This window comes from Mangrovicoccus sp. HB161399 (assembly GCF_013184745.1).
Lineage (GTDB): Bacteria > Pseudomonadota > Alphaproteobacteria > Rhodobacterales > Rhodobacteraceae > Mangrovicoccus.
In genome coordinates this window covers 97,383-115,555 of sequence record NZ_JAATVU010000017.1, presented here as the reverse complement: position 1 = coordinate 115,555, position 18,173 = coordinate 97,383, and the positions used below count along the sequence as shown (strand labels likewise).

Sequence of the window (18,173 nt, the reverse complement as noted above, 5' to 3'; positions counted from 1 at the left end):
GCTGACCGCGCTGGCCGACCGGGACGGCCGCAAGCTGGAGTTCATCCTGGCCGTCCCCGCGCGCCGCTATGCGGAGCTTGCCGAAACATTCCAGGGGCTTGCCTACGACGCCGACGGCCTGGCCGAGGCGGAATTTGCCGGACACCGGCTGATCGTCGCCCATGACCCGCTGCGCGCCGGGGAGCAGTCAGACCGCCGCCGCGCGCGCATCCGCGAGCTCGAGGAAATGGCCGAACGGCTGGCCGGAAAACTGGACAGCCAGGACGCCGGACAGACGGCCCGGGGACGCCGCGCCTCCGATCGCGGAGCCTACAGCCGCTTCTCCAAGGCTGTCGCCGAGACCGAGCTGACCCGCTTCATCAAGCCCGACCTGCAGGCAGACCTGTTCAGCTGGAGCCTCGACGAGGCGGCCATTGCCCGCGCCGAACTATTCGACGGCAAGCTGGCGCTCCTGACCAACGTTGCCGACCTTGGCCCAGCCGAGGCCGTCGGGCGCTACAAGTCGTTGGCGGATATCGAGCGCGGGTTCCGCGTCCTCAAGAGCGACATCGAGATCGCCCCCGTCCACCACCGCCTGCCGGACCGCATCCGCGCCCATGCGCTGATCTGCTTCCTGGCGCTGGTCCTCTACCGCGTCATGCGAATGCGGCTGAAGGCGAAGGGCCATTCCGCCAGCCCGCGCACCGCGCTCGACCTGCTCGCGCGCATCCAGAAACACACCGCCCATGCCGGAAACCGCACCCTGCAGGGCATCAGCAGAACAACACCGGAGCAACTCGACCTCTTCGAAGCCATGGACCTCCCCAAGCCCGCCTGACGGGCGCTGTTGTCACATTTTCGGCCTTTCGGTCTCAACAATATCTATTGCTTACGCGTTTAACTGTTGAACTTGGCAGAAAGAGCGGACGCTTTCCCGCAGGTCGGCGATCTCGGTGAGCAGCGCGCGGAGGTCGGAGGCGGTGAGTGTGGCGTCCTGCTCTGGGCCTATCAATTCGCTGATCAGGTCGCGGTTTCCGAGGCTGTGCTGTGCCCGCCGCTCATGCTCGGCCAGGTAGGCGGTGACGCGGGTCTCTGCGGGGATCATAAGCAAAGGCTCCTTTCGCTATTTTGCAAACGGCAGCACGGCCGCTGCCGCCTGCCCGGTGACAAAGCGTCCCCAGGCCTCCATGACTGGACGCCGCCGGTCGAGCAGGTCAGAGCGGGCATAGGCGCGCTCTACGGCGCCGCCGATGGTGTGCCCGAGGACGGTCTCGGCCACCTCGTATCCGCAGGCATCGGTATCCTGGACCCACGTCCTGAAGGCTGTGCGGAAGCCGTGCAGGCGCCCTGCCTCGCCGATCTTGTTCAGGCGCCCGGACAGCGCCATGTCGGTCAGCGTCCGTGCACGCTGACCCGGGAACAGGGCGTTGCCAGGGATGTCCATCAGCGGCTCGATGAGCTCCAATGCGGCCGATGACAGCGGCACGCGGAAGTCTTTGACGCGCCCACGGGTGCCCTTGATGCGATCTGCGGGGACGGTCCACACGTCGCCATCGATTTCGCTTTTCAGCGCCCCGCGGAACGCGGCCGAGCGCACGATAGTCAACATGCCGAAACGGATGCACAGGCCTGCCATGGTGTCGCAGCCCGCCCGCTCGAAGAGCGCCGGCATTTCCTGCCACGGCGTCGCCTCGATGTGCTTCGGCTGATGGTCCACCGCCCCGAGGATCACCTTTGCCCGGTCGGCCATCGCCGGATCTACCGGAAAGCCCATAGCTCGTCCGTCCTTGAGAACGAGCCGCGTCCGGATCATCAGCTTGACCCCGGTCGGGTGCTTCGTCCTCCAGATCGGCCTGACAGCGTCGGCGATGTCCTGTGCCGTGATGGTGGATCCTGCACGCTTGCCTATGGCGGGTATCAGGTAGAGGTCGAGGGCGTTGCGCCATTGGCCGCGCTTCCCATCTCCGCGTAGCGTCTCCTTGCGCGCCTCGAAGACTAGATCCACGAGCTCGGCGATTGTCGGATCATTACGCTCGCGTTTCCGCTTTGTCTCTTCCGCCTCCGCGCGGCGCTCGGCGACGGGGTTTCGTCCCTCGGCGAGGACGGAACGCCAGCGGTCGCGCGCCTTGCGGGCTTCGGCGAGGCTCACGTTGTCCTGCGCGCCAAGCCCCATCTCGTGCCGCTTGCCGAGAAACGAATAGCGCCAGACCCATTTCCCGCGGCCGCCCTTGCGAACCAGGCGCAGGCCGTTTCCGTCCTCATGTGTGCCATCTGGCAGCGTTTTGATCGTCATCGCCTTGAGTGGCATCCTCAGTCCCCCAGCCAGTCCCCCATCCTATGCTGCGATTTGCTGCCGTGCAGTGACGCGCCGTGACACGGGTAGGGCGTTAGAATACTGTTTCATAAAGGGAGATGGGCCTGCGGTGCAATGGGTCGAAACAACAGCTTGGGTCATGATGCGTGATTCATTGGCGCGTTTGCTTCCCCGAGCGGGACGATCTTGCGCGCGCGCAGCCGGAATCCGCCGCCGGAGCGGGCTATGCTGCGGCGCTGCAAGTGTCTGATTATATTCTAATGTAGTCAGATGTAGGAAGTCGGGATGACGCCCGTGGCCTTCATCTCCTCCATCGAGATGTAGGAGGAGACATCGAAGAAGTTCAGCCGCGTCACCAGCCGGTTGTAGATCATGTCCCAGTGCTCGACATCGGGCAGGACGATCTTCAGCAGGTAGTCGATATTGCCGGTCAGCCGGTAGGTCTCGGTGATTTCCGGGATGTCGGCCACCGCGCGGCGGAACCGGTCGGTCCATTCCGTGGAATGGTCGGAGGTGCGGATCAGCACGAAGATCGTCGTCGGCACGTTCATCTTGCGGCGGTCCAGGACGGCCACGCGGCGGCGGATGCAGCCCTCGTCGCCCAGCCGCTTGATCCGCCGCCAGCAGGCGGAGACCGAGAGCGCGACGGTCTCGGCCATGTCGTTCACCGACATTTCGGCATTTTCCTGGAGCAGGGCCAACAGCCTGCGGTCGCGGTCATCCAGCATCGGCGTCTCCGTCCGGGGAATGCGGCCAGTCAAGCCCGCGGACGGGCGGGACCGGGCGCGGCATTTGCGGAAGACGGGCCGATTTTCGGCCGGCCGCGCGATCTGCGCCGGATTTCTCCAGCATTCCGCGCCAAATGCACAAAGCTGATGCGCAGTTTGCGCGGAAGGCTACCAGATGCCTTCGTCGAGAAACGCCGAGAGCCGGGCGGCCGGGGCGGAAATGTCGATGCCGCTTCGCGCCAGCCAGCTGGGCGAGAAATAGGTGTCGCGGTAGCGCTCCCCGCTGTCGCAGATCAGCAGTGCATAGAGCTTCAGCGGGCCCTCCCCGCTGCGGGCGGCGAGATCGCAGGCGGCATAGAAGGCTGCGCCGGTGGAGGCCCCGACCGGACGGCCAAGCCGTTCCGACAGGACATGCATCGCCGCGATCGAGGCGGCATCGGGCACTTTCAGCATCTGGTCGACCACGCCGGGCAGGAAGCTCGGCTCCATCCGCGGGCGGCCTACGCCCTCGATTCGCGAAGGGCGGGCGCAGATTGCCGCAGGGTCGCCCGCGCGGACACCTTCGAAGAAGGCGGAGAACTCGACATCGGCGATGCAGAGCCCGACCGGCAGGTCGAGATAGCGGATGTAGCGCCCCATCGTGGTCGCCGTGCCGCCGGTGCCCGCGCCCACCACCAGCCAGTCGGGCAGCAGCCCGAGGCTGGCGGCCAGCTGGGCGAGGAATTCCTGGGCGATGTTGTCCCGCCGCCAGTCGGTGACATTGGCGGCATTGCCGAACTGGTCGAGATAGACGCCGCCCTCGGCATCGGCGAGGCGCTGCGCCTCGGCATAGACCGTGGCCGGATCGGCGACGAGGTGGCACGCGCCGCCATAGGCGCGGATCGCCTCGATCTTGGCGGGGCTGGTGCCGGCCGGGATCACCGCGACGAAGCGCAGCCCCAGCATCCGCGCGAACCAGGCCTCGGAGATGGCGGTCGAGCCGGAGGAGGCTTCGACCAGCACGGTATCGGGGCCGATTTCGCCCGAGCAGAGCCCGCTGACGAACAGCGCGCGCGCGAGCCGGTGCTTCAGGCTGCCGGTGGGCTGGCGGGATTCGTCCTTCAGCGCGAAGCGGATGTCGGGGCGGCCGCGGGCCGAGAGAAAGCAGAGCGGCGTCGGCGCAGCCGCCTCGGCCTCCGCTCGCAGCTTGGCAAGCGCCCCGGCGATCCAGCCGCGCGGCGCGTGGCGCTGCAGCGACAGGCAGTGGCGGTCCGCGGCGGCACGCATGGAACGAGGCGGATCGGGGAAGGCGGTCATGGCGGCACTCTGCGGAAATGTCGGCGCTTTCCCGCAATCCTAGGCGAAGGCGAACGGAAAAGGCGGGCGACCTGGTTCGTCCCCGGCAGCTTTCCTGCGCCGATTTTGCGTTCCGGCGGCCATGCGCGAAAAATCCTGCTGCTCCCCGGCCGGGCCGCGCGGGACCGGCGGCGCGAGTCTCCGCGGCGCCGGAAAAGCGGCGCAGGCGGTCGCGGCAAAGGGGCGGGGATCCGCAGGCCCGGCCACTTGCTGCGGCCGGGAGGCAAGGCTCCGGGCGGGGCGGCGACCCTCCCGGAGCGGCAGGCTCAGGCGGCGAGGACCGAAACGGTGCGGACGATGCCGCGCAGTTCGGCCAGCCCGCGCATCCGCCCGATCAGCGGATAGCCCGGGGCGGTCCTGCGGCGCTGGTCGTCGGCCATGGCGTGGCCGTGATCGGGGCGGAACGGGATCTGCCGCCCGGTGCGGGCCTCGATCGCCAGCGCCTCGCGGATCACCGCGATCATGTCGACATCGCCGTCGAGATGCGGCGCCTCGTGGAAGCTCAGCGGATCGGCCTCGCGCTTGGTCGCGCGCAGGTGCAGGAAATGCACCCGGTCGCCGAACTCGCGCAGCATCGCGGGCAGGTCGTTGTCCTCGCGCACGCCCAGGCTTCCGGTGCAGAAGGTCAGGCCGTTGGCGGGGCTGTCTACCATGGCGAGGATCGCGCGCAGGTCGTCCGCGGTCGACACGATCCGCGGCAGGCCGAAGAGCGGGCGGGGCGGATCATCCGGGTGCATCCCCATGACGATGCCTTCCCTCTCGACGATCGGCACGACGAATTGCAGGAATTGCGCGAGGTTGGCGCGCAGCCCGGCATGGCCCAGCCCGTCATAGCGGGCAAGCTGGGCGCGGAAGCTTTCCACCGTGAAACTTTCCTCCGATCCCGGCAGCCCGGCGATCACGGTGCGGGTCAGCTTGTCCTTCGCGGCCTCGTCCATCGCGGCGAAGCGTGCGGCGGCGCGGGCCGCGACTTCGGGGCCATGATCCTCCGCGGCGCCGGGGCGCTCGAGGATATGGATGTCGAAGGCGGCCATCTCGTCATTGTCGAAGCGCAGGCAGGTCGCGCCGTCAGGCAGGGCGTGCTCCAGGTCGGTCCGCGTCCAGTCGAGCACCGGCATGAAGTTGTAGCAGATCGTCCGGATGCCGCATTTCGCCAGGTTCACCGCGCTTTCCGCCCAGGCCTCGGCATAGCGTTCCCAGCCGGGCGCGCCGGTCTTGATGTCCTCGTGGACCGGGATGCTCTCCACCACCTGCCAGTCGAGCCCGGCAGCGCGGATCATGTCGCGCCGCGCCGCGATCGCCTCCACCGGCCAGACGGTCCCGTTGGGCAGGTCATGCAGCGCGGTCACGATCCCGGTAGCGCCGGTCTGGCGCACATCGGAGAGCGTCACCGGATCGTTCGGGCCGAACCAGCGCCAGGTCTCGATCATCAATAAGCCTCTGTCTTGTCAGGGGTCCGGGGATCGGCGGCCGATCTCCGGGACGGGTTGGAAAAGGTAGCCGTCGAAGGCCGGGTCATCGGCATCCGACACGGCCAGCAGCGTTTCGCGGACATGGCCGAGATGCGCCCACATCGCGCGGCGGGCGGCCTCCGGGTTGCGGGCGCGCAGCGCATCGAGGATCGCCTGGTGGTCGTCCAGCCAGTTGGCGCGGTAGTCCTGGTTGAAGATCCGCGCATGCAGCCGCGCCCACATCGGGCTGCGGTCGCGGGCGGCCCATAGCTCCTCGACCATCGTGGTCAGGACCGAGTTCTGCGTGGCTTCGGCAATCAGCCGGTGGAACAGCTCGTCCGACGAATAGTCGGGACCGCCGCCGGCCTCGATATAGGCGCGCTCGGCCTCCAGCGCATCGCGCATCTTCAGGATGTCGCCCTTGGTCACCTGCTCGGCGGCGAAGGCGGCGATGGAGCTTTCCAGCAGCTGCCGTGCCTGAAGCAGCTCGAACGGGCCGACATCGTCCTGCGGGGCAGGGGCCGGTTCGGCGGGTTCGGCCAGAAGGTAGATGCCCGAGCCCTGGCGGACCTCCACCAGTCCCTGGATTTCCAGCATGATCACCGCTTCGCGCACCAGCGAGCGCGACACGCCGAGGGATTGCGACCACTGCCGCTCGGTATCCAGCCGCGTGCCGGGGGGCAGCTTGCGGCGGGCCACCTCGGCGCGGATCATCGCGGCCACGTCCTGATAGCGGCGGTGCTGGGTCATGCGTCGACCTCCGGGCTGTCCGCCCGCGCCAGCGCCGCGTAATGCGCCGCGAGAATGGCGAAGGCAGGCTTCTTCGTTGCCTTGTCCCCGGCGATCAGCCCCTTGCGGTTCCAGCCGCGCTGGAACGGGTTCTGCCGCCGCTCGACCCGGAAATCGTAGAGGATCCAGGGCGACATGCCCTTGATGTAGCTCAGCCTTTCCAGAGTCTCGATCTGGCGGACATAGACCTCGGACTGGTAGGCGAGGGAGAACAGCCCGCGCTCGGGGCCCGCTTCGCTGTCGCCGTCGGCGCCGGTTTCCGAGATCACCACCGGACGGTCCGGCGCGGAGTTGCGGCCGATGATCTCCAGCTCCGCGAAGTCTTCCTCGTACCAGCCGTAATATTCGTTGAGCCCGATCACGTCGATATGCTGGGCCAGCCGGTCCTCGATCTTCAGCTTGGCGTGGTTGACCAGGCAGGCGGCCGAGGTCAGCCGCGTCGGGTCCTCGGCCTTGGCCAGGTCCGCGAGACCCTTCATGAAGTCGAGCCGCGCATCGGTATCGGGGTTCTCGTTGCCGACCGACCAGATGATCACGCTGGCGCGGTTGCGGTCGCGGCGGATCAGCTCGCGCAGCTGGTTTTCCGCGTCGCGGCGGGTGGCGGGATTGGCGAAGTCGATGGCCCAGTAGACCGGAACTTCCTCCCAGAGCATCAGCCCCAGCTCGTCGGCGATCTGCGCGGCCAGCTCGTGATGCGGGTAATGCGCCAGCCGCAGGTAGTTGCAGCCCAGCTCCTTGGCATGGGCGAAGCGGCGGCGGATATCGGCCTCGGACGTGACCTTGCCCAGCTTGGCGTCATCCTCGTGGACCGAGATGCCGCGCAGGAAGACCGGGCGGCCGTTCAGCAGGATGTCGGTGCCGCGCCGTTCGATGGAGCGGAAGCCGACGCGGTCGGTGACGCGGTCGCCGCCTGCGGTGGCCTCGATGTCGTAGAGCACCGGCGTCTCCGGCGACCAGAGGCGCGGGCTTGCCGGAACCGTCACTTCGCCCTTTCCGGATGCGAGCGCTATCACGAGAGAGAGCGACAGGCCTGGGATCTCGACCCTGGCCTCCGTCGCGGGGCCGTCGGCAGTCACGGCGACGCGGATGCCGCCGTCCGCGAGATGCACGAAGACGTCGCGGATCACCGTCGCGGGCGTCTCGTAGAGCGCGACCTCGCGGTAGATGCCGCCATAGTTGAACCAGTCGGTGTTGCGCATCGGCACCCGGTCCAGCGTCCGCGTGTTGTTCACGCAGAACATGATCCAGTTGCGGCCTTCCTGCAGCGCCTCGGTGACCTCGGCGCAGAACGGGGTCGAGCCGCCGTAGTGGTTGCCGAGGAACTGTCCGTTGACGAAGACCTTGCAGTCGTACTGCGCCGCGCCGACGCGCAGGAAGCGGCGGTTGCCGGGGGCAAGCGGGCCTGCCTCCAGCGCGCGGGTGTACCAGGCGGAGCCTTCGAAGAAGTACCACTTCTCCTTCTGCATCTGCCAGCAGGAGGGCAGCTCCACGGTCTCGCCCGCATAGGGATCGTAATCCCAGGGTTCGGTCCGGTCCTCGGGGGCCTCGGGCGTCATGGCGAACCATTTCTGCCTGAGCCCGGTATCGAGGAGGTCGACGCAGAAGTTCCACGTCCCGTCCAGCGCCAGGCCCTGCCTGCCGCCGGTGAAGATCATGGTATCGGCGTCCAGCGACTGCGTGTTGAAAGGACGGTCGTAGTCCTCGTCATGCAGGCACTGCAGCGCGTTCTCCGCCAGGTCGGACCGTTCCAGCATGGCTCACTCGTCCGCGGCGGCCTGGATGCGCTCGATCAGGTCGCGCAGGTTGTCGGAACGCGCGGCGACTTCCTCGATCATCGGGGCCACGGCCTCGGCGAAGGGGGCCTTGTCGACCTCGTGGATCTCGACGCCCATCTCGGTCCTGGCTGCCTCGATCGCGGCGTCCGATGCCTTGTTCCAGGCCTCGCGCTGGTCGGCCATCGATTCCATCGCGGCGGTGTGCAGCGCTTCCTGCTGCTCGGGGGTCATCGAATCCCAGGCGCAGTTGGAAATCACCACGACCGAGGGGATCATCGTGTGCTCGTCGAGCGAGAAATGCTTGGCAACCTCGCCGTGGCGCGCGGTGGTCAGCGCGGTCGGGTTGTTCTCGGCCGCGTCGACCACGCCCTGCTGCAGCGCGCTGTAGAGCTCGCCCCAGGCGATCGGGGTCGGGTTGCCGCCCAGCAGTTCCACCATGCGGATCGCCGACGGGCTGGGCTGGACGCGGACCTTGACGCCGGCCAGGTCGGCCGGGGAGAGGATCGGCTTGTTGCCGTAGAAGCTGCGCGCGCCCTCGGTGTAGAAGGCCACGCCGCGGAAGCCCTTGTCGGCCGAGGAGGCCAGGATGTCGGCGCCGATGTCGCCGGTGATCACCTTGTTGAAGTGCTCTTCGGACGTGAAGATGTAGGGCAGGTTCAGCGCGGAGTAGCTTTCCTCGAAGGCCTCGAGCTCGGAGGCGTTCGAACGCGCCATGTCGAGCGCGCAGTTCTGCACCAGCTCCATCGATTCGCGCTGCGTGCCGAGCTGCCCGTTCGGGAAGATCTGGATCTTGATGTCGCCGTCGGTCAGCTCGGCGACGCGGTCGGCCATCTGCTGCATGGCGATGTGGACCGGGTGGTCCGGCGGGTTGTTGTGGTTCAGGCGCAGCGTGCGCGCGTCGGCCGAAGCCGCGGCAAGGACGAGCGCAGTGGTGGCCAGCGCGGCGGTCAGAACGGATTTCATGGCATCCTCCCAGGACGGTCTGTCACACGGCCCGGCCAATCACGGAAAATTGGCCGGCCAAACAACGATATTCATGGCGCTGAATTCGCCACTCGTCAAGCGGTCCGACAAATTGGTTGACCAGTTCGTCCGAATGGATAAGTTTTGCCGCACTGTGGACCCCCCTTGTCCGGGTCAGACTGCGGAGGAGACGACATCGTGCTAAAAGACCCGCAACCCGCCATCGCCATGGCCCGGCCCTCCGGGGACGCGCCGTGATCCGCGCCCTCGACCTGGTCCTGCGGCCGATCATCATCGCGATCTTCTCGGTGCTCGTCGGCTGCGTCGTCTGGCAGGTGGTCAGCCGCTACGTGCTGGGCACCCCCTCCACCGTCACCGACGAGCTGGCGCGCTTCCTGTTCATGTGGCTTGCGCTGATCGGCGGCGCCTACACGCTGGGACAGCGGCGTCACCTGGCCATCGATTTCCTCACCGGCCTGATGAAGGGCCGCTCCAGGACCGTCTCCGAGGCGGTGGTGCTGGTCATCGTCGCGCTCTTCGCCGCTCTCGTCATGATCAAGGGCGGCTGGGCGCTGACCTCCAAGACGCTGGCCTCGGGGCAGGTGACGCCCGCGCTGCAGATCCCGATGGCCTGGGTCTATGCCGCGATCCCCTTTGCCGGGCTCGTCATGCTGATCTACTGCGGCCATTTCCTGGCCGAACTGGCGCGCCACGGCGCGCGGCCCGACGATGCCGGCCCGACGCCCGGCCCGCTGGACTGAGGACATTCCATGACCAACGCGATCTTCCTGCTCTTCGGGTCCTTTGCCGTCCTCATGGTGATCGGCGTGCCGATCGCCTTCGCCATCGGCGCCGCGACCTTCCTCACCTTCCTGCTGTTCATGAGCTTCGACCAGTCGCTGTTCATCGTGGCGCAGCAGATGGCCTCGGGGCTCGACAGCTTCACGCTGCTGGCGATTCCCTTCTTCATCCTCGCGGGCAACATCATGAACCGCGGCGGCATCGCGATGCGGCTGATCAATTTCGCGCTCGTCCTCGGCGGGCGCTTGCCGGGCGCGCTGGCGCATTGCAACGTGATCGCCAACATGATGTTCGGCTCGATCTCGGGCTCCGCCGTGGCCTCCGCCGCGGCCGTCGGCGGGGTGATGGCGCCCCTGCAGAAGAAGGAGGGCTATGACCCGGCCTACTCGGCCGCCGTCAACATCGCCTCCTGCCCGACCGGCCTGCTGATTCCGCCCTCCACCACCTTCATCGTCTACTCGCTGATCACCGGCGGCACCTCGATCGCCGCGCTCTTCATGGCCGGCTACGTCCCCGGAATCCTGATGGGGCTCGGCCTGATGGCGGTCGCGGGCTTCATCGCCAAGAAGCGCGGCTATCCGCTGGCGCCGAAGCCGACGCTCTGCCAGGTCTGGCATGCCGCGCGCGACGCGATCCTGCCGCTGGGCCTGATCGTCGTCATCATGGGCGGCATCATCTCCGGCGCCTTCACCGCGACCGAGGCCTCTGCCGCCGCCGTGGTCTACACGCTGTTCCTGGCGCTGGTCTGGTACCGCGAGATCACCATCCGTGACCTGCCCGCGATCATCATGGAAAGCGCGGTCACGACCTCTATCGTGCTCCTGATGATCGGCGCCTCGATCGCGATGAGCCGGGTGATGGCCTTCGGCGGCATCCCCTACATGATCTCCGACACGCTGCTGGCGCTCTCGGACAACCCGCTGGCGATCCTGCTCCTGATCAACATCGCGCTGCTGATCGTCGGCACCTTCATGGACATGACGCCGGCGCTGCTGATCTTCACCCCGATCTTCCTGCCGGTCGTCCAGAATCTCGGCATGGATCCGGTGCATTTCGGCGTGATGATGACGCTGAACCTGTGCATCGGCATCTGCACCCCGCCGGTGGGCTCGGCGCTGTTCGTCGGCTGTTCTGTCGGCAAGACCTCCATCGCCTCGGTGATCAAGCCGCTGCTGCCCTTCTATGCCGTTCTCTTCGGCCTCCTGCTGCTCGTGACCTACGTGCCCTCGATCAGCCTGTTCCTGCCCCGCATTCTTGGTGTTTATCAATGAAGACCCTGACCGACTGGACCCTCAAGGACCGGACCGAAACCGGCGTCGAGATCCTGATCGACGGCCGCCACCTGCTGCTGGTCGCCGTGCTCGACGAGACGCTGTTCCGGGTCTCGCTGCTCAAGGACGGGGCGTGGCGGCTGAACCGCGGCTGGTGCGTGGCGCCCGATGGCGAGATGCCCTGGGAGGGCCGCCTGCGCGATGACCTCTCGGGCCATCCCTGCCCGGATTTCGAGCTGGAGGAAGGCGAGGGAATCGCGCTGTCCACCGGATCGATGCGGCTGGCGATCGAGCATCCGCTGCGCTTCGTCTGGCAGAAGAAGGACGGCGGGAATTGGTCGACCTTTGCCGAGGAGCGCCCCACAGGCGGCCTGATGCTCGGCCTGCGCGACAACCGCCACGGCCATTTCCTGCGCCGCTTCCCCGGCGAGAAGGTCTATGGCCTCGGCGAGAAGGCGGGCAACCTGGAACGCTCCGGCCGCCGCTACGAGATGCGCAATCTCGACGCGATGGGCTATGACGCGGAATCCACCGACCCGCTCTACAAGCACATCCCCTTCACCCTGACCAAGACGCCGGAGGCAGGCTGCTGGTCGATCTACTACGACAACATGGCGGGCGCCTGGTTCGACCTCGGCAACGAACTCGACAACTACCATCTGCCCTACCGCGCCTACCGCGCGGAGGACGGCGATCTCGACTACTACATGCGGTGGGCGCCTACGCTGATCGAGCTGGTCAAGGGCCAGGTCCGGCTCACCGGCGGCACCGCCTTCCCGCCGCGCTGGTCGCTGGGCTATTCCGGCTCGACCATGAGCTATACCGATGCCCCCGACGCGCAGGCGCAGCTGGAAAGCTTCCTCGCGCGGATCGAAGAGCATGACATCCCCTGCGACAGCTTCCAGATGTCCTCGGGCTACACCTCCATCGGGCCGAAGCGCTACGTCTTCAACTGGAACTTCGACAAGTGCCCGGATCCGAAGGCGATGTCGGCGAAATTCGCCGCCTCCGACGTGCACCTGATCGCGAACATCAAGCCCTGCCTGCTGCAGGACCACCCGCGCTATGCCGAGGCCGCCGAAAAGGGCCTGTTCGTCCGCGCGAGCCTGGAGATGGACCCCGATTGCGGGCCGGAGCGCTCGATCTACTGGGACGATACCGGATCGCATCTCGACTTCACCAATCCCGGCACCGTGGACTGGTGGAAGGACGGCGTGACCTCGCAGCTGCTGGACTACGGCATCGGCTCGACCTGGAACGACAACAACGAATACGAGATCTGGGATGACGAGGCGCAATGCGCGGGCTTCGGCGACGCGATCGACGTCGCGCTGATCCGCCCCGTCCACTCGGTGCTGATGACCCGGGCCAGCGAAGAGGCGCAGCGGGCGCATGTGCCGGAGAAGCGGCCCTACCTGATCTCGCGTTCGGGCATGCCGGGCATCCAGCGCCACGCCCAGACCTGGTCCGGCGACAACCGCACCATGTGGAAGACCATCCGCTACAACATCCGGATGGGCCTCGGCATGTCGATGTCGGGCATCTACAATATAGGCCACGATGTCGGAGGCTTCTCCGGCCCGCGGCCCGAGCCGGAGCTGTTCGTCCGCTGGGTGCAGAACGGCATCTTCCACCCGCGCTTCACCATCCATTCCTGGAATGACGACGCCACGGTGAACGAGCCCTGGATGTTCCCGGAGGTGACGCACCATATCCGCGACGCGATCAAGCTGCGCTATCGCCTGCTGCCGTACCTCTACACGCTGCTGTGGCAGGCCGCCGAGCAGGACGAGCCGATGATCCGCCCGGCCTTCATGGACTTCCCCGGGGACGAGGGCGCCTATGCCGAGTCGGACGACTTCCTGCTGGGCCGCGACCTGCTGGTTGCCAACGTGGTCGAGGAAGGCGCGACGACCCGAAGCGTGCGCCTGCCCGACTGCCCGGCCGGCTGGTGGGATTTCCATGCCGGGACCTGGCACGAGGGCGGCACCACGCTGACCCTCGATGTCGACCTGGGCTCCATGCCGCTCTTCGTGCGCGGCGGGGCGGTGATCCCGATGGGGAACTCCACCACCCGCGCCCATCCTGGCGCCGAGACAGAGCGCGTGCTGGCCGTCTTCCCGGCCCCGGGCGATTTCGAGGATGCCAGCGTCCTCTACGAGGATGACGGCATCACCGAGGGCGGCGCCTCCTGCGTCACCACCTTGACGCTGAAGGGCAGCGCGGACAGCCTGTCCCTGACCGCCGCCCGTGCGGGCGAGGGCGCGCCGGCGATCCCGGTGGCAAGGATCGTCCTGCCCGCGGGCGAAACCCGCAGCCTGCCCGAGGAGATCGCGCTGTGAGCACTGAAACCGTGGATATCGGCTTCGACGCCGGGGCGCTGAAGCCCCGCATCCTCCATCTGGGCTTCGGCGCCTTCGCCCGCGCCCATCCGATGGTCTATCTCTCCGAAGGCCTGGCAAAGGCCGGCGGCGACTGGGGCGTCGTCGTGGCGCGGCTGAATTCCGGCCGCGCGGCGATGGACGAGCTCGACGAAGCCGGCCACCGCTATCACGTGGCCGAAGCCGACGGAGAGGGCGTGACCCTGCGCGAGATCGGCGTCGTCACCGGCACGCTGCACCCGGCCCGCGACGGCGTCGCCGCCATCCCGGCGCTGATCGCCACGGAGGCGATGTCGGTCATCCTGCTGACCATCACCGAAAAGGGCTATTGCGCGCGCTCGGGCGGGCTCGACCGCGGCAATGCCGGGATCGTCGCCGACCTGGCCGCGCCGGAAGCCCCCGGCACCGCCATCGGCGTGATCGTCGAGGGGCTGGCGCGCCGCCGGGCCGCCGGTCATGGCGGGCTGACCGTGCTGAGCTGCGACAACCAGCCGGAGAACGGCCACCTGACCCGCGCCGTCATCCTGCAATTCGCCGAAGCGCGGGATCCTGCGCTGGCGGCTTGGATCGCCGAAACCTGCACTTTCCCCTGCTCGATGGTCGACCGGATCGTGCCTGCCATGACCGAAGAGAGCCACGCGCTGCTTGAGGACATGCTGGGCCGCCCGGACCCGAACGGCATCGTCTGCGAGCCCTTCCGCCAATGGGTGATCGAAGACGCCTTTGCCGCCGACCGCCCGCCCTTCGCCGAAGGCGGCGCGGAGCTGGTCGAGGATGTGCGGCCCTTCGAGGAGATGAAGCTGCGCATGCTGAACGGGTCGCACACGATGCTGGCCTGCCGCGGGCAGATCGCGGGCCATGTCACCGTCGACAACTGCATGGGCGACGCCGCGCTGCGCGGCAAGGCGCGCAGCCTGATGCTGGAAGAGCAGGCGCCGACGCTATCGGTGCCGGAGAGCGTCGATCTTGCCGCCTATGCCGAAGCGCTGCTGACGCGCTTCGCCAATCCGCGGCTGCGCCACCGGCTGGACCAGATCGCCTCGGACACCTCGCAGAAGATGCCGCAGCGGCTGTTCGCGCCGGCGCTTGTCCATCTGCAGAAGGACGAGGACTGGCCGGTCACGGCCGAGGGCATCGCCGCCTGGATCCGCCTGCTTTGCGACGGCCGCGGCAGCGCCGATCCTCGGAAGGAAGAGCTCGACGCCGCGGCGAAGGAGGCCGATCCGGTTGCCGCCGTGCTGGCCCTGCCGGGGCTGGTCCCTGCCGAGCTGGCCGCGCAGCCTGGATTCCTGCCGGGCGTGAAGGCCGCTTTCGCGGCGCTGCCCGAGACTGCAGCGGCGGAGTGATCCCCGGCGCGGCGCCCAAGCCGGTTCAGCTTGACGCCGCATCGCCTTTCGCAACCTGAAATCCCGGATTTCGACGCGACAGGCGATGCTTGCTTCCCGGGGCCGAAACCGGACCGGGTCAGTCAGTGCAGCCCCGCGCATCCACCGCGATCTCCCGGTCGCCGAGCCAGAGACGCGGCGCCAGCGCGGCCACCGCGCAGGCATGGTTGGGCAGGACCCGCACCTGTTCGCCCACCGCCAGCAGGCCGTCCGGATCGGCGATCACGCCGTGCTCTTCCGAGAGCCGCGCGACCGTCAGCACATGGCTCTGGCCGCCGCGCACCACCTCGATCCGGCCATGGCCGACATCGCCGCCGGTGCCATGCGCGCCCTTGTCGGAGCTCAGCTCCTTGCTGCCCGCATCGATCACCGCCCGGCCCGGCGCGGCGAAGATCACCGTCGCCTCGACCGACAGCGCGATTTCTTCCGGAGAGCACAGTCCCAGCCGCACGGCGGTCATGTCGAGGAAGGCATAGTTTCCGGGCCGCAGCTCGTCCGATCCGCGCTGGACCGGCGCGCCGAGGCAGGTGGGCGTGGAGCCCACCGAAATGCGGCCGGGCAAGCCCAGCACCGGCGCGACCTCGGCTTGGACGGCGCGCAGCTGCGCCAGCTCCTGCGCGGCGATCTCGGCCCGGCGCGCGGGTTCGGGGGCGCCATAGGCGTGGCCGGCGTGGGACAGGAGCCCGAGATAGCGCAGCGAGGGACTGGCGGCCAGGATATGCGCGAGCACCGCCGCGGCGCCGCTGCCGGCCGTCACGCCGATCCGGGCAAGCCCGGTATCGACCTTGAGGAAAACTTCCGCGATGCTGCCGGTCTCGCGCGCCGCGGCCTCCAGCACCTCCAGATGCACCGCATGGGCGGCAATGAAGCGGAGCCGGCTGCCCGTGCCTTTCGCCGCCGTCATCAGCGCGGCGGCGGCCTCCTTGCGCATCAGCGGATATGCGACGGTCACCGACGGCAGCCCGGCCCGGACGAAGACCAGCGCTTCGGAGGGTTTCGAGGCCGTGACGCCCGCCGCCCCGGCAGCCACCTGCATGCGGGCGATCTCGACGCTCTTGTGGGTCTTCACATGCGGATGCAGCTCGGCCGCGGCGGCCTTCGCGATCCCGGCCATGCGGGCGATGTTGGCGGCAAGCTTCGCGGGGTCGATCCGCACGGCGGGGGTGGCACGGGGGCTGACCGCCGCTTCCTCGAAATGCCGGGCCGGTGTCGTCTCGTTCATGCGCATCTGTCCTTCGGGCTGCGGGTCCGGCCAGATTTCCGCTGCCGCGCGGGAAGGTCAAGCAAATGCCGGCCGGCCGGAAGGCGGCCGGCCGGAAGGATCATTCCGCCGGAGCGGGAGCAGCGAGCGGCGCGTCCACGGTGACCGAGGCCACGCCATGGCGGGCGCGCAGCCCGTCGCGGTAGATCGCCTTGAAGAGCCCGAGGCACATCAGCACCATCACCACCGAGAAGGGCAGGGCGCCGATCACCATCGCCGTCTGGATCGCGGTCAGCCCGCCGACCAGCAGGAGCGCCGCCACCACGACGCCCAGAGTCACGCCCCAGAAGATGATGTGCGGCCGCGCCTTCGGCCCCTCGTCGCCGGCGGCGTTGATCGTGTTGACGATCAGCACGGCAGAGTCGGCGGAGGTTACGAGATAGGTCATCAGCAGGATGACGATCAGCACCGCCATGGCCCAGCCCAGGTAGTCGCCGAGGATCAGCCCGGTCATGGTGAAGATCTTGGCGCCGTCGGTCGAGCCGAAGATCGCGCCGCCCGCGGCGCCGTTCAGCTCCATGTCGATCGCCGTGCCGCCGCCGAAGGAGAACCAGACGAAGCACATGATCGAGGGCACGATCATCGCGCCGAGAACGAATTCGCGGATGGTGCGCCCGCGCGAGATGCGCGCCAGGAAAAGCCCGACGAAGGGCGCGAAGGCGACCCACCAAGCCCAGTAGAAGACGGTCCAGCCGCCCTGCCAGCCCTCCAGCGCCGCGCCCATTTCCGTGCCGTCGCCGCGATAGACGGTGAACAGCATCGAGGGCAGCTCCATTACGTAGTTGAGAGTGCCCATGAACAGCGCCTTCATCCCGAACCAGGTGGAGCCGAAGATCATCAGGAAGGCGAGCAGGAAGATCGACAGACCCATGTTGAGGTTCGACAGCCACTTGATGCCCTTGCCCACGCCCGACAGCGCCGAGAGCGTCGAGGCGCCCATGATGATGACCAGGGCCACGATGATCCCCATTGTGGAGGCGTTGCCCTCGTCGTTCAGCAGCCAGCCGCCGATGCCGATCTTGCTCATCCCGGCGACGAACTGCTCGACCCCGAAGCCCAGCGTTTGCGCCACGCCGAGGATGGTGGCGATCACCGCGACGATGTCGACGACATGGCCGAGCGGACCCGAGAGCCGCGACCCGAACAGCGGGGTCAGCGACGACCGGATGGTCAGCGGCAGCCCGCGGCGGTAGGTGAAATAGGCGAGTGCCAGGCCCGCGACGGCATAGGAGGACCAGGCCGAGAAGCCCCAGTGGAGATAGCTCCACTTGTAGGCGTTCAGGAAGTTGTCCATGTTCTCCGAGGTCGCCAGCCCCTGGATCACGTCGGGGTTGTTGCGGAAATGGTAGATCGGCTCGGCCACCGCCCAGGTCAGCATGCCCACCCCGATGCCCGCGCCGAACATCATGGAAAACCAGGAGAAATTGTCGAATTCCGGTTTCTCGTCGTCATGGCCGAGCTTCAGCTTGCCGGCCGCGGGCCAGAGTGCCAGCGCCAGGCAGACCAGAACGAAGAAGGCCATGACATAGACATACCAGGCCGCGAAGTTCGCCAGGATGAACTTGTTGAGCCCGCCGAGGATGGCGCCCGCCTGATCGGGGAAGGCCACCGCCCAGAGCACCAGACCGCCGACGGCGAGCTTCGAGGTCACGGTCACGTCCAGCGAGAAGCCGTGATAGAATCCGCCGTCTGCCGTCTTGATCGGCAGATGCGAGAGGGGTGGTTCGATTTTTGCCATGC

Annotated in this window: 15 protein-coding genes; 5 read left to right on the top strand and 10 right to left on the bottom strand. The window is 67.7% G+C overall.

Annotation, left to right across the window (positions count from 1 at the left end):
* On the top strand, nucleotides 1–817 hold an 817-nt coding region (locus tag HCC78_RS12155), incomplete at its 5' end, for an IS1634 family transposase (RefSeq protein WP_172329040.1).
* Between the two features lie 51 nt (nucleotides 818–868).
* Here HCC78_RS12155 and HCC78_RS12150 read toward each other — a convergent pair.
* The 8 genes from HCC78_RS12150 to HCC78_RS12115 all read right to left on the bottom strand — a co-directional run bounded on the left by HCC78_RS12150 (nucleotide 869) and on the right by HCC78_RS12115 (nucleotide 9,334).
* Complete coding sequence (locus tag HCC78_RS12150; protein ID WP_172329039.1) at nucleotides 869–1,084, bottom strand: hypothetical protein; 216 nt, start codon at nucleotides 1,082–1,084, stop codon at nucleotides 869–871.
* 18 nt (nucleotides 1,085–1,102) lie between these two features.
* Entirely contained in the window at nucleotides 1,103–2,272 is a 1,170-nt protein-coding gene (locus HCC78_RS12145; RefSeq protein ID WP_253949145.1) for a site-specific integrase, read from the bottom strand.
* A gap of 287 nt (nucleotides 2,273–2,559) precedes the next feature.
* A complete protein-coding gene (locus HCC78_RS12140; protein ID WP_172329037.1) occupies nucleotides 2,560–3,021 on the bottom strand; it encodes an Lrp/AsnC family transcriptional regulator in 462 nt (153 codons plus the stop codon).
* A gap of 168 nt (nucleotides 3,022–3,189) precedes the next feature.
* On the bottom strand, nucleotides 3,190–4,317 hold the full coding sequence (locus HCC78_RS12135) for a PLP-dependent cysteine synthase family protein (protein ID WP_216671126.1): 1,128 nt from the start codon (nucleotides 4,315–4,317) through the stop codon (nucleotides 3,190–3,192).
* A 305-nt stretch (nucleotides 4,318–4,622) separates the two neighbouring features.
* The gene (gene uxuA, locus HCC78_RS12130) at nucleotides 4,623–5,786 is read right to left on the bottom strand and encodes a mannonate dehydratase (protein WP_172329036.1); all 1,164 of its coding nucleotides are present in this window, start codon (nucleotides 5,784–5,786) and stop codon (nucleotides 4,623–4,625) included.
* 18 nt (nucleotides 5,787–5,804) lie between these two features.
* Entirely contained in the window at nucleotides 5,805–6,557 is a 753-nt protein-coding gene (locus HCC78_RS12125; protein WP_172329035.1) for an FCD domain-containing protein, read from the bottom strand.
* Entirely contained in the window at nucleotides 6,554–8,350 is a 1,797-nt protein-coding gene (locus HCC78_RS12120; protein ID WP_172329034.1) for a glycoside hydrolase family 2 protein, read from the bottom strand. Before HCC78_RS12120 ends, HCC78_RS12125 begins: the two co-directional genes overlap by 4 nt.
* A 3-nt stretch (nucleotides 8,351–8,353) precedes the next feature.
* The gene (locus tag HCC78_RS12115; RefSeq protein WP_172329033.1) at nucleotides 8,354–9,334 is read right to left on the bottom strand and encodes a TRAP transporter substrate-binding protein; all 981 of its coding nucleotides are present in this window, start codon (nucleotides 9,332–9,334) and stop codon (nucleotides 8,354–8,356) included.
* Nucleotides 9,335–9,588: 254 nt separating this feature from the next.
* Here HCC78_RS12115 and HCC78_RS12110 point away from each other — a divergent pair, with 254 nt between their 5' ends.
* Genes HCC78_RS12110 through HCC78_RS12095 form a run of 4 tightly spaced genes read left to right on the top strand, consistent with a single transcriptional unit; the run spans nucleotide 9,589 to nucleotide 15,133 of the window.
* Nucleotides 9,589–10,095 (top strand): TRAP transporter small permease, encoded by a 507-nt coding sequence (locus HCC78_RS12110; RefSeq protein ID WP_371743815.1) that lies wholly within the window; start codon nucleotides 9,589–9,591, stop codon nucleotides 10,093–10,095.
* Between the two features lie 9 nt (nucleotides 10,096–10,104).
* Nucleotides 10,105–11,406, top strand: a complete 1,302-nt coding sequence (locus tag HCC78_RS12105; RefSeq protein ID WP_172329032.1) for a TRAP transporter large permease — start codon at nucleotides 10,105–10,107, stop codon at nucleotides 11,404–11,406.
* Complete coding sequence (locus HCC78_RS12100; protein WP_172329031.1) at nucleotides 11,403–13,748, top strand: glycoside hydrolase family 31 protein; 2,346 nt, start codon at nucleotides 11,403–11,405, stop codon at nucleotides 13,746–13,748. Before HCC78_RS12105 ends, HCC78_RS12100 begins: the two co-directional genes overlap by 4 nt.
* Nucleotides 13,745–15,133 (top strand): mannitol dehydrogenase family protein, encoded by a 1,389-nt coding sequence (locus HCC78_RS12095; RefSeq protein ID WP_371743814.1) that lies wholly within the window; start codon nucleotides 13,745–13,747, stop codon nucleotides 15,131–15,133. The genes HCC78_RS12100 and HCC78_RS12095 overlap by 4 nt, the downstream gene beginning before the upstream one ends.
* Before the next feature lie 118 nt (nucleotides 15,134–15,251).
* Here the strand turns inward: HCC78_RS12095 and HCC78_RS12090 are convergent, their stop codons facing one another.
* Nucleotides 15,252–16,394 (bottom strand): alanine racemase, encoded by a 1,143-nt coding sequence (locus tag HCC78_RS12090; RefSeq protein WP_172329030.1) that lies wholly within the window; start codon nucleotides 16,392–16,394, stop codon nucleotides 15,252–15,254.
* Nucleotides 16,395–16,494: 100 nt separating this feature from the next.
* The gene (locus tag HCC78_RS12085) at nucleotides 16,495–18,171 is read right to left on the bottom strand and encodes a BCCT family transporter (RefSeq protein ID WP_172329029.1); all 1,677 of its coding nucleotides are present in this window, start codon (nucleotides 18,169–18,171) and stop codon (nucleotides 16,495–16,497) included.
* Between the last annotated feature and the right edge of the window lie 2 nt (nucleotides 18,172–18,173).

Coding starts and splice junctions, on each gene's coding strand:
- HCC78_RS12125 (WP_172329035.1), bottom strand. CDS start 6,557: ATGACCCAGCACCGCCGCTATCAGGACGTGGCCGCGATGATCCGCGCC.
- HCC78_RS12100 (WP_172329031.1), top strand. CDS start 11,403: ATGAAGACCCTGACCGACTGGACCCTCAAGGACCGGACCGAAACCGGC.
- uxuA (WP_172329036.1), bottom strand. CDS start 5,786: ATGATCGAGACCTGGCGCTGGTTCGGCCCGAACGATCCGGTGACGCTC.
- HCC78_RS12145 (WP_253949145.1), bottom strand. CDS start 2,272: ATGACGATCAAAACGCTGCCAGATGGCACACATGAGGACGGAAACGGC.
- HCC78_RS12120 (WP_172329034.1), bottom strand. CDS start 8,350: ATGCTGGAACGGTCCGACCTGGCGGAGAACGCGCTGCAGTGCCTGCAT.
- HCC78_RS12115 (WP_172329033.1), bottom strand. CDS start 9,334: ATGAAATCCGTTCTGACCGCCGCGCTGGCCACCACTGCGCTCGTCCTT.
- HCC78_RS12140 (WP_172329037.1), bottom strand. CDS start 3,021: ATGCTGGATGACCGCGACCGCAGGCTGTTGGCCCTGCTCCAGGAAAAT.
- HCC78_RS12135 (WP_216671126.1), bottom strand. CDS start 4,317: ATGACCGCCTTCCCCGATCCGCCTCGTTCCATGCGTGCCGCCGCGGAC.
- HCC78_RS12105 (WP_172329032.1), top strand. CDS start 10,105: ATGACCAACGCGATCTTCCTGCTCTTCGGGTCCTTTGCCGTCCTCATG.
- HCC78_RS12090 (WP_172329030.1), bottom strand. CDS start 16,394: ATGAACGAGACGACACCGGCCCGGCATTTCGAGGAAGCGGCGGTCAGC.
- HCC78_RS12150 (WP_172329039.1), bottom strand. CDS start 1,084: ATGATCCCCGCAGAGACCCGCGTCACCGCCTACCTGGCCGAGCATGAG.
- HCC78_RS12085 (WP_172329029.1), bottom strand. CDS start 18,171: ATGGCAAAAATCGAACCACCCCTCTCGCATCTGCCGATCAAGACGGCA.